At 69.6% G+C, this 15,705-nt stretch carries 10 protein-coding genes; 8 read left to right on the top strand and 2 right to left on the bottom strand.

What is annotated here, in order from left to right:
- Positions 1–12 precede the first annotated feature (12 nt).
- From ACIQWG_RS05370 to ACIQWG_RS05355, 4 genes are read left to right on the top strand one after another with little or no spacing between them, the layout of a single operon-like run.
- The gene (locus ACIQWG_RS05370; RefSeq protein ID WP_404090420.1) at positions 13–1,254 is read left to right on the top strand and encodes an aminotransferase class V-fold PLP-dependent enzyme; all 1,242 of its coding nucleotides are present in this window, start codon (positions 13–15) and stop codon (positions 1,252–1,254) included.
- Positions 1,251–2,552: an extracellular solute-binding protein gene (locus ACIQWG_RS05365; protein ID WP_404090417.1), complete on the top strand. Its 1,302-nt coding sequence runs from the start codon at positions 1,251–1,253 to the stop codon at positions 2,550–2,552. Before ACIQWG_RS05370 ends, ACIQWG_RS05365 begins: the two co-directional genes overlap by 4 nt.
- A 2-nt stretch (positions 2,553–2,554) precedes the next feature.
- The gene (locus ACIQWG_RS05360; protein ID WP_404090416.1) at positions 2,555–3,535 is read left to right on the top strand and encodes a carbohydrate ABC transporter permease; all 981 of its coding nucleotides are present in this window, start codon (positions 2,555–2,557) and stop codon (positions 3,533–3,535) included.
- Positions 3,532–4,368 (top strand): carbohydrate ABC transporter permease, encoded by an 837-nt coding sequence (locus ACIQWG_RS05355; protein WP_404090415.1) that lies wholly within the window; start codon positions 3,532–3,534, stop codon positions 4,366–4,368. Before ACIQWG_RS05360 ends, ACIQWG_RS05355 begins: the two co-directional genes overlap by 4 nt.
- A 60-nt stretch (positions 4,369–4,428) precedes the next feature.
- Here the strand turns inward: ACIQWG_RS05355 and ACIQWG_RS05350 are convergent, their stop codons facing one another.
- Both ACIQWG_RS05350 and ACIQWG_RS05345 read right to left on the bottom strand, forming a co-directional pair.
- A complete protein-coding gene (locus tag ACIQWG_RS05350) occupies positions 4,429–5,394 on the bottom strand; it encodes a YihY/virulence factor BrkB family protein (RefSeq protein WP_404090412.1) in 966 nt (321 codons plus the stop codon).
- A gap of 72 nt (positions 5,395–5,466) precedes the next feature.
- Positions 5,467–7,083, bottom strand: a complete 1,617-nt coding sequence (locus tag ACIQWG_RS05345) for a phospholipase D family protein (protein WP_404090411.1) — start codon at positions 7,081–7,083, stop codon at positions 5,467–5,469.
- Positions 7,084–7,495: 412 nt separating this feature from the next.
- On the opposite strand from ACIQWG_RS05345, the gene ACIQWG_RS05340 reads away from it, so the two are divergent.
- From ACIQWG_RS05340 to ACIQWG_RS05325, 4 genes are all read left to right on the top strand, one after another.
- The gene (locus ACIQWG_RS05340; protein WP_404090408.1) at positions 7,496–11,767 is read left to right on the top strand and encodes a HAMP domain-containing protein; all 4,272 of its coding nucleotides are present in this window, start codon (positions 7,496–7,498) and stop codon (positions 11,765–11,767) included.
- Between the two features lie 76 nt (positions 11,768–11,843).
- Positions 11,844–14,315 (top strand): SpoIIE family protein phosphatase, encoded by a 2,472-nt coding sequence (locus tag ACIQWG_RS05335; RefSeq protein WP_404090405.1) that lies wholly within the window; start codon positions 11,844–11,846, stop codon positions 14,313–14,315.
- Between the two features lie 126 nt (positions 14,316–14,441).
- Positions 14,442–14,999: a Dps family protein gene (locus ACIQWG_RS05330; RefSeq protein WP_404090402.1), complete on the top strand. Its 558-nt coding sequence runs from the start codon at positions 14,442–14,444 to the stop codon at positions 14,997–14,999.
- A gap of 132 nt (positions 15,000–15,131) precedes the next feature.
- Positions 15,132–15,671: an SMI1/KNR4 family protein gene (locus ACIQWG_RS05325; protein WP_404090399.1), complete on the top strand. Its 540-nt coding sequence runs from the start codon at positions 15,132–15,134 to the stop codon at positions 15,669–15,671.
- The last annotated feature ends 34 nt before the right edge of the window (positions 15,672–15,705 follow it).

Raw genomic sequence — 15,705 nt, 5'->3', positions numbered from 1 at the left:
ATGTGGAGTCCTGTGAGCGAGACCGAGGTGATCACCGCGCCGCGTCCCCTGCTGCTGGGAGACGGCAGGCCCGCCGGCCGGGCGTGGTCGCTGGATCCTGACCTGAGGCACCTGAACCACGGCTCCTTCGGGGCGGTTCCGCTGGTGGCTCAGGAACGTCAGGAGCTGCTGCGTGCGGAGATGGAACGCTCGCCCGTGGTGTGGTTCCCGGCGCTGCCGCAGCGGATCGCCGGCGCCCGTGTCGAGCTCGCCGAGTTCCTGCGGGTCGACGCCGGCGACCTCGCCCTGGTGCCGAACGCCAGCGCCGGCGCGAGTGTCGTCTACGCCGCCCTCACTCTCCGCCCCGGCGCGGAAATCGTTGTCACCGACCACGGCTACGGGGCGGTCACGATGGGGGCGGAGCGGCTGGCGCGTCGCTGGGGCGGCCGGGTCCGTACCGCCCGGGTGCCGCTCGACGCGGACCAGGACGAGGCGTACGAGGCAGTGGCCCGCGAACTCGGTGACGCCACCGGGCTCGTCGTCGTCGACCAGATCACCTCGGCCACCGCGCGCCGGCTGCCCGTGGAACGTATCGGGGCGGAGGCCCGCCGGCACGGCATCCCCGTCCTCGTCGACGCCGCGCACGCGCCGGGACTGCTCGCCGCGCCGCTCGCGGACGCGACGTACGACTTCTGGACCGGCAATCTGCACAAGTGGGGCTGCGCCCCGCGAGGCACGGCCGCGCTGGTCGCCCGCGGCCCCTTGCGCGATCTGCTGTATCCCCTCATCGACTCCTGGGCCGCGGGCGAGCCCTTCCCCGACCGCTTCGACCAGCAGGGCACCGTCGACGCCACCGCCTACCTGGCCGCGCCGACGTCCCTCGCCTTCGTCGAGAGCGCCTGGGGCTGGCCCGCCGCGCGCCGGTACATGGACGACCTGGCCGACTACGGCGCCCATGTCATCGGTGGCGCGCTGGCCGAACTGACCGGCGTGGACTGCGCGGTGGACCTCGGTATGCCCGTTCCCGGCATGCGTCTGGTGCGCCTTCCCGACGGCCTCGCAGCCGACCGGATCGAGGCCGACGCGCTGCGCGACCGGGTGGCCGGCGAGCTCGGCGTGGAGGCGGCCTTCACCAGCTTCGACGGCGTCGGCTACCTGCGCCTGTCCGCGCACGTCTACAACACCGCGGCCGACTACGAGTACTTCGCCGAGGAATGCGTCCCCGTCCTCGGCGCGTGGGCACGAGAGAACTCAGGGAAGAGGTCAGCACAATGAGAAGAAGGACGGCAGTTCTCGCGCTCGGCACCGCCGCCGCGATGGTCCTGACCGGCTGTTCCACGATGAGCCCCGGTGCGAGCGGAACCGTCACGCTCAACATGGTCGAGAGCCTGACCAATCCCACCCGCACCGATCTGCTCAAGGACCTCATAGCCGACTTCGAGCAGCAGAACCCCAAGATCAAGGTCAACCTGGTCTCCCCGCCCACCGAGCAGGCCGACCAGAAGCTCCAGCAGATGCTCCAGTCGGGCAGCGGGGTGGACGTCCTGGAGGTCCGCGACATCACCGTCGGACCCTGGTCGAACAACGGCTGGCTGTACGACATGAAGAAGGACCTCGACGGCTGGAAGGGCTGGGAGGCGATGACGGAGAACGCCGTCAACGCCTCCAAGGACGCCAAGGGCAGGACGTACTTCGTCCCCTACGGCTTCTACGGGCTCAGCCTCTTCTACCGCACCGACCTGATCAAGGAGGCGGGCTTCAGCAAGCCGCCGGGCACATGGGAGGAGCTGCTTCAGCAGGCCGACGCCATCCACGACCCGGCCGCGCGTCGCTACGGCTACGCCTTCCGTGGGGGCGCCAACTCCAACAGCAACGCCACCGCCGCGATCGAGGCCTACCTCGCCGACCAGGTCGACCCGGCGAACGGCTTCAAGCTCAAGGACGGCCGTACGATCTTCGCGGCCCCCGAGGCGCAGGACGCCATGGAGAACTACCTCAAGCTCTTCAAGCAGGCCTCGCCCAAGTCGTCGGTCTCCTGGGGCTATCCGGAGATGGTCGAGGCCTTCTCCAACGGCTCCACGGCGTTCCTGCTCCAGGACCCCGAGGTGATCGCCACGGTCTCGGAGTCCAAGGCGATCTCGAAGGGGCAGTGGGGCACCGCGCCGCTGGTGGCCGGGCCCGGGGGCAAGACCGTGCAGCCGCTGGCCACCGCCGGGTGGGGTGTCGCCCAGGGCAGTGGGCACAAGGCCGAGGCCGTGAAGCTGGTCGAGTTCCTCTCGCAGGGCGAGGCTTCGACGGCGTTCACCAAGAAGAACAGCCTGGTGCCGATCCTCAAGTCCGCGACCAGCGACCCGTTCTACAAGACCGGCCCCTGGTCCAGCTACGTCACGATGACCGAGCAGCCGGACAAGTACCTGGTCGTCACCCAGCCGCGAGGCGTCACCTGGTGGGCCGAGTGGCAGCAGAAGGCGGACGCCGACGTGCAGAAGCTGGTCCTCGGCAAGACGACGCCCAAGGAGCTGCTGGCGGGCTGGGACGCGTATTGGACCGAGAAGTGGCAGCAGGAGCAGTAGACATGTCCGTCACGTCCACAACGGCGACGAAGACGACGGCGTCCGGCGGTGGGGAGGCCTCCCGCAAGCGAGGTCTCCCCCACGGGGGCCGCCGGCGGGAGTTCACCACCCGGCGCGGCCTTCAGATCGCCGCGTTCATGGCGCCGGCCGCGGTCTTCGTGGCCGTCTTCACGTACTACCCGGTGATCGCGGGCGGCCAGATGGCCTTCCGTAACTGGAAGTTGACCGATCTGACCGACACCTCCTGGGTCGGGCTGGGGAACTTCCGTGACGTCTTCGCCGACCCCGCCTGGGGCACCGTCCTGAGCAACACCGGGGTCTGGGTGATCGGTTCGATCGTCCCGCAGCTGGTGATCGGGTTCGCGCTCGCCCTGTGGCTGCGCCGCCGGTTCCGGCTGCGCGGGCTCTACCAGGCGCTGATCTTCTTCCCCTGGGCGATCTCCGGGTTCCTCATCGGGATCCTCTTCCGCTGGCTGTTCAACAGCGAGTTCGGCGTCGTCAACGACCTGCTCCAGAAGGCCGGTCTGATCGACGAGCCGATCGCCTGGCTGGCCGACCCGAAGACGGCGATGGTGGCGGTGCTCGTAGCCAACATCTGGTACGGCGTCACGTTCTTCGCGATCATGATCCTGGCCGCGCTCCAGTCGATCCCCGACGAACTCTACGAGGCGGCGGCGCTGGACGGGGCGGGCAAGGCGCGCACGCTGTTCCAGATCACCATTCCGTACATCCGCACCACGCTGGCGCTGACCGTGCTGCTGCGGGTGATCTGGATCTTCAACTTCCCCGACCTGATCTTCGGCATGACCGGGGGCGGGCCGAACAACGAGACGCATATCGTGACCACTTGGATGATCAAGATCACTCAGCAGGGCGACTACGGCAGGGCCTCCGCGCTCGGCCTCCTCGTGGTGGCCGCGCTGCTGGTGTTCGCGGTGTTCTTCCTCCTGGCCACGCGTGAGAAGAAAGGGGTGAGGCCGTGATCGGCAAGGAGTCCGCAGCCGGCCGGGCCGTCAAGTTCACTTTCCTCGGCGTGTGGCTGCTCTTCACCGTGTTCCCGCTGTACTGGATCACCGTCACTTCGCTCAAGGCACCCGGTGACATCTTCCACTTCCCGCTCGCCTACTGGCCCGAACGGTTCTCCCTGGAGAACTACAGCGGCCTGTTCGGAACCGCGGACTTCGGGACGTATCTCACCAACAGTCTGGTGGTCTCCACCGTGGCCGGGGTGACGGCGACGGCGATCTCGATGCTCTCGGCGTATGTGCTGGCCCGTTTCGAGTTCCGCACGAAGTCCGCGCTGCTGATGGCCGCGCTGGTGACCCAGATGATCCCTTCGTTCATCGCCCTGGGACCGCTCTATCTGCTGATGACCGACCTGCGCCTGGTCGACAATCGCTTCGGTCTGATCCTCGTCTATGTAGCGGTGTGCATTCCGTTCTGCACGGTGATGCTGCGCGGGTTCTTCGAGAACATCCCGGACGCGCTCGAGGAAGCCGCCATGATCGACGGTCTGTCGCGGTTCGGGGCGCTGTTCCGGGTTCTGTTGCCGGTGATGCGCCCGGGAATCATCGCCGCGTTCATCTTCAATTTCGTCAACTGCTGGAACGAGCTCTTCCTGTCGGTGACGCTCATGAACAGCGACAGCAACAAGACCGTGCCCACGGCCCTGAACGGCTTCATCTCCAGTTTCAACATCGACTGGGGTTCGATGTCGGCGGCGGCCGTGCTCACCATTGTGCCGACCATGCTGCTGTTCGCTTTCGCCAGCCGCCATATCGTTCAGGGTCTGACTTCGGGGGCGGTGAAGGGCTGAGGGGATGAACACGTCGCCCGCCCTTCACCGTCTTCGCGAAGGAGACGACGGCGTCCGGTCTCACTCCCCCGGCCCGGGATCCGGCCGGACCGCTGATTCGATGCCGGCGCGGGCCGCTTCCAGTTGTGCGGCGAACGCGATGCCGAGGAAGAGTGCGACGGCGGTGAGGTTGGCCCACAGCAGCAGGGCGATGAAGGCGGTCAGGGGGCCGTACACGGCCCCGAAGGCGCCGCTCTCCTCGACGTACAGCGCGAGCAGCCAGGTGGCCGCCACCCACAGCAGGAGGTGCACGGCCGAGCCGAACGCCAGCCAGGTGTAGCCCGGCTGGACTCGGCGGGGCGACCAGCGGAAGATCACGGCGGAGGCCACCCAGGCCAGGGCGAGCCCCACGGGAATGTCGAGCACGCCCCACCACTGCGGTCCGCCGCCTTCCCGACCGGCGGATTCCGCCACGGCGTCGCCCACGGCCTCTCCGGCGACGAGTACGACGAAACCCAGCACCAGGGGCAGACCGGCGGCGAGCGCGAGCACCAACGCCCTGCCGTACTTGCGCGGGAAGGGCCGGTCGCGTTCGATGCCGTAGATGCGGTTGGCGCCGCGCTCGATCTGGCCCATGGCCGAGGCGAGGTTCAGCAGGGCGAAGCCCAGACCGAGCCAGAGGGCGAGCGTGCTCCAGACGTCGCCGTGAGCGGTACGCCGGGTTCCCTGGAACGCGTCCTCGACGATCTCCGCGCTGGCACCCGGCACGATCCGGCCGAGTGTGAGCTCGATGATCCGGCCCACGCCCTCCGTGTGCACCGAGGTGGCCAGCCCGACCAGCGCCACGGTGCACGGCACCAGCCCGAGCACCACCTGGAAGGCGAGAGCCCGCGCGTTGGTGAATCCGTCGGCGTAGCGGAACCTGGCGAACGAATCGGTCAGCAGGCGCAGTCCCCCGTAGTGGCGCAGCGCGGCGAAGGCCTCGTCTCCGGAGAGTTCGTCCCCGATCATGTCCCGGGTCTGCGGGACGTGGACGGCAGTGCCCATGGCGTCAAGGCTCCTCGCTGCGCGGCTGGTCCCTGTCCGGATGCCCCGTACGGCCGCTTGTCCATCCAGTCATCAGTACTCGTTGCGGCGCCGCATCCCGAAGGGCCGGCCGTCCGGGTCGATGAGCAGGCGGTGCAAAGGCGTGCAGAGCGCCTTGGTCGTACGGGGGAGGGTCGGCGGGCGATAGGCGCGCAGGCGTCCAGGTGGCCTGGGACCGCGACGGCCGTTGTCGTGCCAGGCGTCCAGGGCCGCCGCGCTCGCGGCGAAGGCTTCGAAGGCCCGCTCGGGGTCGCACAGCGGGTCGGCGGCGTCCGGTGCCGGGGATTCCTCCAGGTCCAGATGCTCTCGGGAGAGTTCCAGGCGCAGTTCCCTGGCGAAGCCGCGGGCGCCGTCCCCGAGACCGGCCGGGTCGCGGGGCTCGCGCGGGTCGGCGGTCTCGTCCAGTACGGCGCAGGTGAGTTCCGAGTCGTGGGTCCAGGAGCGGAGGTTGACGTTGTCCGAGCCGACCGAGGCCCATACGTCGTCGATCACACACACCTTGGCGTGTACGTACACCGGTGTCCCGGCGTGGTTCTCCAGCCCGTACACCGCGACGCGTCCGCCCCCGGCGCGGCGCAGGCTCTCCAGGGCGGTGATCCGGCCGATCAGGTTCATTGGCAGGGTGAGCCGGCCGTCCTGCTCGGGGACGGAGGGGATGACGGCGATCAGCCGCAGGTCCGGGTGGGCGTTCAGGGCCTCGGCGAAGCAGTCCACCACGTGCGGTGACCACAGGTACTGGTCCTCCAGGTAGATCAGGGTCCGGGCGCGTGCGAGTGCCTTGCGGTAGCCGCGCGCGATGCTGCGCTCCCCGTCGGGGGCGAAGTCGTAGCCGCGCAGCAACCGGTTGGGGTAGGTGCGCAGGACCTGGAGGGTCTGGGTGCCGCACGGCGCGGGGTCCGGGGTCTGGGGTGGCAGGCGGTCGGCGCGGGTGTCCTCGTCGTGGGCGAGTTCCCGCAGGCGGACGAAGGGACTGCGGGTGAGCGGTGCGGGGTCCTCCCAGCGTTCGCGGAAGACGGCCTCGATGTCGCCGACGGCGGGTCCGCGTATCGCGAGCTGGACGTCGTGCCAGGGCGGGTGCGGTCCGTACGCGGCGGCGATGCGCAGCGACTGCCGGTCGCCGCGGTGCGTGGCGTCGTCGTTGCGGTTGTGGCAGAGGTCGATCCCGCCGACGAACGCGACGTCGAGCTCCGGACGGTCGACGTGGCGGAGCACGACGAGCTTCTGGTGGTGGGAGCCGCCGGGGCGTACGCGCATGTCCAGCAGGCATTCGCCGCCGGCCGCCTCGATCTCCTCACCGAGGTGCCGGTTCTCGGCCTCGCTGAACTGGAAGCGGTCCAGGTGGGAGCGCCACAGCAGCCCTTTGACGATCACCTTGCGCTCGGCCGCCTCGGCCAGGACCCGGCCGATCTCGCTGCCGGGGCCGTCCAGCCGCTCGTCGGGGTCGCCCCGCCAGTCGGTGAACAACAGCAGGTCCCCGGCGCGCTGTGCTCTGATCGCGCCGAGGAGTTCCCGGAAGTACGTCGCCCCGTGGACGAGCGGGCGCACCAGGTTTCCGCGCGACCAGGCCGCTCGATCCGGGCGGCGCCTGTCCAGGCGTGTGGCACTGTTGCCGCGTTCGCGTGAGGTCAGCAGCCATTCGGTGAGTTCCACGGACCCGGCCCTCCAGACAGCCGGCCGGGTACCCACTTCGCGTGGGGAGAAGCCCATGGCCTTCGGCGGAGGGCCGGGTGGCGCGTCACGGGGCGGCAGGAGACGCCGCACCTCTGCCCTCGCCGCCGTCGGAGAGGCCCTCCGCCCGTATCCTGTAACGGCGTCCGGGAACCCGACCGAGTGCCCAGCATTTCCCAGGTCATGCGTCCCTGTCGGTGAGTTCGCTGTATTGCCGTACCCGCCCCGGCCAGGCTTTTGTTGTCGCCCGGCAACTGAGTTAACCTTCACCGGATCTTCTCATCCGATCGGACCCGTGAGCAGCGGAAACCGGCTGGTGAGTGGGCCCTTCACAGCATGGCGCGGTTCCGAGTCCTCGGTGTGGGGGCTCTTGGGGAGCGGAACGAGGGTGCGCATGACGAGCAAGACGATCGAGGCCGTCGACGGGGCCCCCGGCGAGCGGGAGCTACGGCAGCTGCTGGCCGGACTGACCGCGGTACGGGACGGTGACTTCGGCACCCGGCTGCCCTCCGACGGCGAGGGCCTGCTCGGCGACATCGCCACCGTGTTCAACGGCATGGTGGACCAGCTGTCGGTGTTCACCTCGGAAGTGACCCGGGTGGCGCGCGAGGTCGGCACCGAGGGCACCCTGGGCGGCCAGGCCGAGGTGCCGGGCGTCTCGGGCACCTGGGCCGATCTGACCGACTCGGTCAATGCCATGGCGGGCAATCTGACCACCCAGGTGCGGGACATCGCGCAGGTGGCGACGGCCGTGGCCAAGGGCGATCTGTCGCAGAAGATCGATGTGCCCGCGCGCGGCGAGATCCTCCAGCTCAAAGAGACCGTCAACACGATGGTCGACCAGCTCTCCGCGTTCGCGGACGAGGTCACCCGCGTCGCCCGTGAGGTCGGCAGCGAGGGACGCCTCGGTGGTCAGGCCCAGGTGCCCGGTGTGGGCGGTGTGTGGCGCGATCTGACCGACTCGGTCAACTTCATGGCGGGCAACCTCACTTCCCAGGTCCGCAACATCGCCCAGGTGACCACCGCGGTCGCGCAGGGCGACCTCTCGCAGAAGATCACCGTGGACGCCCGCGGTGAGATCCTCCAGTTGAAGAACACCATCAACACGATGGTCGACCAGCTCTCCGCCTTCGGTGACGAAGTCACCCGCGTCGCCCGCGAGGTCGGCACCGAGGGACGTCTCGGCGGTCAGGCGGACGTCAAGGGTGTGAAGGGCACCTGGCGCGACCTCACGGACTCCGTGAACTTCATGGCGGGCAACCTCACCGCGCAGGTCCGCAATGTCGCCCAAGTGGCCACGGCCGTGGCGCAGGGCGACCTCTCGCAGAAGATCACCGTGGACGCCCGCGGCGAGATCCTGGAACTCAAGACCACCATCAACACGATGGTCGACCAGCTCTCCGCGTTCGCCGACGAAGTCACCCGCGTCGCCCGTGAGGTCGGCACCGAGGGCAATCTGGGCGGCCAGGCGATCGTCCGGGGCGTCTCGGGGACGTGGAAGGACCTGACGGACAACGTCAATGTGATGGCGTCGAATCTGACCGGTCAGGTCCGTTCGATCGCCAAGGTCGCCACGGCCGTCGCACGCGGTGACCTCTCCCAGAAGATCACCGTCGAGGCCAAGGGCGAGGTCGCGGCCCTGGCGGACGTCATCAACACGATGGTCGACACCCTCTCCGCCTTCGCCGACGAAGTCACCCGCGTCGCCCGCGAGGTCGGCACCGAGGGACGCCTAGGCGGTGAGGCGCACGTGCCGAACGTGGCGGGCACGTGGAAGGACCTCACCGACAACGTCAACTCCATGGCCAACAACCTCACCGGCCAGGTCCGCAACATCGCGCTGGTGACCACGGCGGTGGCCAACGGCGACCTGTCGAAGAAGATCGACGTCGATGCCCGCGGCGAGATCCTGGAGCTGAAGACCACCATCAACACGATGGTCGACCAGCTGTCGTCGTTCGCCGCCGAGGTCACCCGCGTCGCCCGCGAGGTCGGCAGCGAGGGCCGGCTCGGCGGGCAGGCGGAGGTCGAGGGAGTCGAGGGCACCTGGAAGCGGCTGACGGAGAACGTCAACGAGCTGGCCGGCAACCTCACCCGCCAGGTCCGCGCGATCGCCGAGGTCGCGAGCGCCGTCGCCGAGGGCGACCTGACCCGCTCGATCACGGTGGAGGCTTCCGGCGAGGTCGCCGAGCTGAAGGACAACATCAACTCCATGGTGGGGTCCCTGCGGGAGACCACGCGGGCGAACCAGGAGCAGGACTGGCTGAAGACCAACCTCGCCCGGATCTCCGGGCTCATGCAGGGCCACCGTGACCTGCCCGTCGTCGCCGAGCTCATCATGGACGAGCTCGCTCCCCTGGTCTCGGCGCAGTACGGCGCCTTCTACGCCGCCGAGGACAGCGCGAGCGGGCCCGAACTGCGGCTCGTGGGCTCGTACGGCTATCCCGACGACTCCGACCGGCCGGAGCGCATCCGGTTCGGACGCTCGTTGGTCGGGCAGGCGGCCCGGAACCGCCGTCCTGTCAGCGTGGAGGAGCTGCCGCCGGGCTACGTGGCCATCTCCTCCAGCCTCGGGCAGGCAGTGCCCAGCGCCCTGGTGATACTGCCCATCGTCGTCGAGGACCAGGTGCTCGGTGTCATCGAGCTGGCGTCCGTCACCCGCTTCACCCAGATCCACCAGGACTTCCTGGGCCAGCTGATGCCGACCATCGGTGTCAACCTCAACACCATCGTGGCCAACGCCCGCACGGACGAGCTGCTGGACGAGTCCCAGCGGCTGACCGCCGAACTTCAGGCCCGTTCCGCGGAGTTGCAGGTCCAGCAGGACGAACTCCAGCGCTCCAACGCCGAACTGGAGGAGAAGGCGTCGCTGCTGGCCTCGCAGAACCGCGACATCGAGGCCAAGAACCTCCAGATCGAGCAGGCCCGGCAGGAGCTGGAGACCCGCGCGCAGGAGCTGGCGCTGGCGTCGAAGTACAAGTCGGAGTTCCTGGCGAACATGAGCCACGAGCTGCGCACCCCGCTCAACAGCCTGCTGATCCTGGCCCAGTTGCTGGCGCAGAACCCGTCCCGCAACCTCACGCCGAAGCAGGTCGAGTACGCGGGCATCATCCACTCGGCGGGCTCGGACCTGCTTCAGCTGATCAACGACATCCTCGACCTCTCGAAGGTCGAGGCCGGCAAGATGGACGTCACTCCCGAACGCCTCCCGCTGCGCGAGCTGCTGGAGTACGTGGAGGCGACGTTCCGCCCGATGACCTCGCAGAAGAGCCTGGAGTTCTCGGTGGCCACCGCGCCGGGCACGCCGGCCGATCTCTTGACCGACGGCTCGCGGTTGCGGCAGGTCCTGCGCAACCTGCTGTCGAACGCGGTGAAGTTCACCGAGCAGGGCGGCGTCGAGCTGCGTATCGAGCCCGCCGCCGACCGGGAGGTGCCCATGGGCGTCCTGCGCGGCGGTCCCGTCGTGGCCTTCCGCGTCAAGGACACCGGTATCGGCATCCCCCAGCAGCAACTGGAAACGATCTTCGGGGCGTTCCAGCAGGCGGACGGCACCACCAGCCGCAAGTACGGCGGCACCGGCCTCGGCCTGTCCATCACGCGGGAGATCGCGCATCTGCTCGGCGGCGCCGTCACGGTCGACAGCACGCCCGGCCAGGGCAGCACCTTCACGCTGTACCTTCCCGTGGCCCGCGCCGACTTCGAGGGCCTGCTCGAAGGCGGCGGCCGACAGGCGGAGCAGCCGCACACCACCACCGCCGAACTGCCACCGGCCTCGCCGTCGGAGGCACCCTCCATCAAGGCTCCCGAGCAGCGCAGACGCCGTCTGCTCGTCGTCGAGGGCCGTACCCGGGGACTGCTCACGCTGGTCGCCGAACGGGCGGTCGCGGACATCGCGCCCGATTCCGACGACCCGCTCGCGGCGATCGACATCATCACCGCGGTCGGGGCCCAGGAGGCGGCGAGCACACTGGCCGCCGAACCCTGCCACTGTGTCGTCCTGGAGCTGGGGATGCCCGACGACGAGGGCGCGCGACTGATCCAGGCCATCGAGGGCGACTCGGCGCTGGCGAGCGTGCCCGTGCTGGTGCACACCGGTCATCACATGGACCTGGCTGAGGAGCAGCTGTTGCGCTCGCGTGCGGACGGCCGCCCGCTGGACTTCCTCTCCAGCCTGGACGAGCTGCGCGAGCGGATCACCCTGCACCTGTCCGCCGAGGAGCCCGGTGACGTGCTGCAACTGGTGCGCGCCGAGGAACCCCAGCACGCGATCGCGCAGGTCGTCGACAACTCCCTCGTCGGCCGTACGGTGCTGGTGGTCGACGACGACGCGCGCAATCTGTTCGCGCTCAGCGGGGCGTTGGAGCTCCACGGCTTCCATGTGCTGCACGCCGACAACGGCCGCAAGGGCATCGAGACGCTGCTCGCCCACAAGGACGTCTCGCTGGTCCTGATGGACGTGATGATGCCGGAGATGGACGGTTACGCCGCCACCGCGGAGATCCGTTCGATGCCCCAGTACGCGGACCTGCCCATCATCGCGGTCACCGCCAAGGCGATGCCGGGGGACCAGGAGAAGAGCCTGGCGTCCGGGGCGAACGACTACGTCACCAAGCCCGTCGACACCAACGACCTCCTCAGCCGCGTCCAACGCTGGCTGTCCATGTGACGGTCGGTCACACCGCTGTGCACCCCAGCCGACCGCCTGGCGTCCCCGGACGTCCCAGCCGAGGAACAGGTCACCCGTGAGCCATCCCCACCATCCGGCCGAGCCGGAGACCGCCGGTGCTCCGGCGAGCGCCGAACTGCTTCCCGCCGACCGGGCCACCACGTTGGCCGGGTTCGACAGGGACGGCCGGGACGAGGAGGGTCAGCACTCCCCCGTCGGCAGGCTGGCGGCGACCGTGGAGCGGCTGCGCCGGGAGGTGCGGGAGGCCCAGGCCGAGGCGGACGGGCGGGCGCTGCTCGAGCTGGCCAAGGGCATCCTCGTCGAACGGCTCGGGTGCGGGCCGGCGCAGGCGGCGCGGCAGCTCGCCGAACTGACCGAGCAGGCGGGGATGACCCCGCTCGAATTCGCCGTCGAGGTCATCAACCAGGCCTCGCGCGACCGGCTCTCGGAGGTGACCACCGCCTTCCTCGCGAACACGGCGGGCGGCACCGACGCCACCGGCCAGGCGGCGGCCGGCTCCTCCGCCGTACGGCTGCGGGCCGCCGAGAGCGGCGCACTGGCCGCGCACGACGCGCAGGCGGTCGCCGAGTCCCTGATGGAGCACGCCCTGAGGCCGCTCGGCGCGGAAGCGGTGGCCATCTGGGCGCTGGGCGGCGACGGCTCGCTCACGCTGGCGGGTAGCGCCGGGTTCTCCGTCGCGGAGGCGGGACGCTGGCGTTATGTGCCGCCGGGCGTGGCGACCGTGGCGCGTCGCGGGCTCGGTGAGCGCGGCGAGAACTGGATCGGCTGTCTGTCGGAGACCGGGCTGCCGTCCATCGGCCAGCACCAGCACCCTGACGGCGGCCGGGCCGCTGTGCCGGCGGGCACCGGTGGGCGGATGCACGGGGTGCTGGAGATCGTCTGGCCCGCGCCGCTGGAGCCGCAGTCCCCGCAGATCGTCCGTCAGGTCGAGGCCCTGGCCGAGCTGTGCGCGCACACGCTGGAGACCTCCGCGCCGCAACACGCCGACGCCGACTGGCGGCCCGCCGTCCTGCCGGACGTCGCCGAGCTGATGGACCTGGCCGACGGTCTGCACGACCCCGCCCTGGTGCTCGTCCCGCATCTGGACGCCGCCGGGGAACTCGTCGACTTCCGTATCCACCACGTCAACAGCCACTTCCTCGATCCCAGCGGCCGGCCCCGTGGCGTCGTCAACGGTTCCCTGCTGCTGGAGGCGTACCCGATGGCGGCCGGGGAGAGCGAGCTGTTCGGGCAGATCGAACGGGTCTACGCCACGGGCGAGCCGTTCCGCGCCCAGCGGGTGCGCCTGACCGCGCTGGTCGACGAGGTGCCGCTGGCCGCGGTCGCCGACATAAGCGTCAGCAGGCACGGTGGGTGCGTGCTGCTGATCTGGCGCACGGAGAACGAGACGGCACGGCTGGCGAGCCTGTTGCAGCACGCCCAGCGCCTCGGCCGCATAGGGGGATTCGAGGAGAACCTCCTCACCGGTGAGATCACCTGGAACGTCCAGCTCTACAGCCTGTACGGCAAGTCCCCGGCGAGCGGCCCGATCCCGCTGGAGGACCTGTCGGCGCACGCCCACCCGGACGACGCGGTCGTCATCGGTCGATTCCTCCGTACCGTGCTGCACCACCGCCGTCCCGCGTCCGCGGCGTTCCGGCTCCTGCGGCCCGACGGCGTGACCCGGCACATCCGGGTGGTGGCCGAACCGGAGCTGGACTCCGACGGCCGGCTGTTCGTCGTACGGGGCGCCTACCAGGACATCTCCGCCCACCACTGGACGGAGGTCGCGCTCGCCGCCACCCGTGACCAGCTGGCCCACTCCGAGCAGCAGGCCGTGGAACGCAACCGGCTCGCCCTCCAGTTGCAGCACGCGATCATGCCGCCGGCGCAAGCGCCCCTGGCGGCGCCGGGCCTGCGGGTGGCCGTCCGCTACCGGCCGGCCGAGACCCAGCATCTCGTCGGCGGCGACTGGTACGACGCGGTGGTGCTGCCGTCGCGGCTGGTGCTGCTGTGCGTGGGGGACGTCGCCGGACACGGTATCGACGCGGCCACCTCCATGGTGGTGCTGCGCAACGCGCTGCGCGGCCTCGCGGTGACGGGCGCCGGGCCGGCGCAGTTGCTGTCCTGGCTGAACATGGTGGCCCACCATCTGACCGGCAGCATCACCGCAACGGCCGTCTGCGGCCTGTACGACCCCGAGCACCGCACCCTGCGCTGGGCCAGGGCAGGCCATCTGCCGCCCGTCCTGGTACGTGCCGGCGAAGCGTCGCCGTTGCCCCTGGTCAAGGGCCTGCTGTTGGGTGCGGTGCCCGAGGCGACGTACGAGGAACACGAGGTCCAGCTGGCCGTCGAGGACACCCTGCTGATGTACACGGACGGCCTGATCGAACGCCGCGACCGGTCGGTGGAGGAATCCCTGACGCAGCTCCTGGTGGCCGCGCGGACGGTCCCGCCGACGCTGGAGCAGCAATTGGACCGGCTCCTGACCTACAGCAAGTCCGACACGGATGACGACACCTGCATCGTGGGGGTCCGGGTCGCCTAGCCGGCGGCGAGCCTTCCTCGACGAAAGTCGATGCAGGCTGAAATGAAACCGACGTCACAGGTCTGCGATCACGAAAGCAGGGCACCTGAACTCCTACTTCATCCCTACGGAAGAGGAGTTGCGAACATGGCGCGGGACCTCACCCCCAAGTACACGGTGCCGGGCATCGAGCGCGAGGCGGCGGGTCGGCTCATCGACGTCCTCCGCCTGCGGCTGCACGCCCTCAACGATCTCCACCTCACGCTGAAGCACGTCCACTGGAATGTCGTGGGTCCCCACTTCATCGCCGTGCACCAGATGGTCGACCCGCAGATCGACCGGGTGCGCGACATGGCCGACGACGTCGCCGAGCGGATCGGCGCGCTCGGTGGGGTCGCGCAGGGCACGCCGGGCTCGCTGGTCACGGAGCGGACCTGGGACGACTACTCCATCGGCCGCGAGGACGCCATCGCCCACCTCGGTGCGCTCGACGTGGTCTACACCGGCCTCGTCGAGGACGTGCGCGCCGCGGTCAAGGTCGTCGGGGAGATCGACCCGGCGACCGAGGACCTGCTCATCGAACAGCTGCGGGACCTGGAACAGTTCCAGTGGTTCGTCCGGGCCCACCTGGAGAACGCCGGCGGCACGCTGTCGACGGCTCGGGCCGAGACGGAGGAGGACGGCGCCAAGGCCGCCAAGGCCTGACCCGCCGCGAAGCAGCCCCGGCCGTCGTAGGGCGGCCGGGGCTTTCCTGTGCCGACAGACCCCTCCGGGCCCGCCCAGGGCTCCCCGATATGTTGGGGAGCCTCACACCAGCCTGAGGAAACAATGATCACCATGGATTCGCAGGATCACTCCATGCGCCGCATCGCGCAGTGGATCCGCTCTCAACCACTGGCGGCGACGCCACCGCTCAACGCGCCTGCCTCGGAAGCGGACATCACCTCCCTCGGTCGAGCGATCGGCCGTGAGACCCCGACCCCGCTGGCGGCACTGCTGCGCTTTTCGAACGGCCTCGACTGGTACAGGTTGTTTCCCACGGGCGAAGGACTGCTGAGTGGTGCGCAGATCGCACGTACCCACAGCAGGAACCTGGAGATCGCCCGACAGAACGAGGACCAGGATTGGTGGCGGGCCGAGTGGGTTCCCTTCGCTGAACGCTACGACGGGCACGAAGGGTTCCTGATCGATGCCGGACACCCGGCGCATCCGGTCCTGAAGTACACGGAGGCGGACTATCCGCGTCCTTACACCCCTTCGATGGCCTGGCTGCTGCACGCCCTCGCCGACGCTCTGCACGGCACACAGAACAACCCGGAGCTTCCCTTCTCCGGACGTTCGGCGTCCGTCGTGGACGGTGCGATCGAGTGGGCGTGACGACGGAAACAGGTAGGGCGCCGACGGATGTCGT

Source organism: Streptomyces sp. NPDC098781, from assembly GCF_044759995.1.
GTDB lineage: Bacteria > Actinomycetota > Actinomycetes > Streptomycetales > Streptomycetaceae > Streptomyces.
Note: the sequence above shows the minus strand (reverse complement) of the source record. Positions and strands in the feature narration are given on the sequence as shown.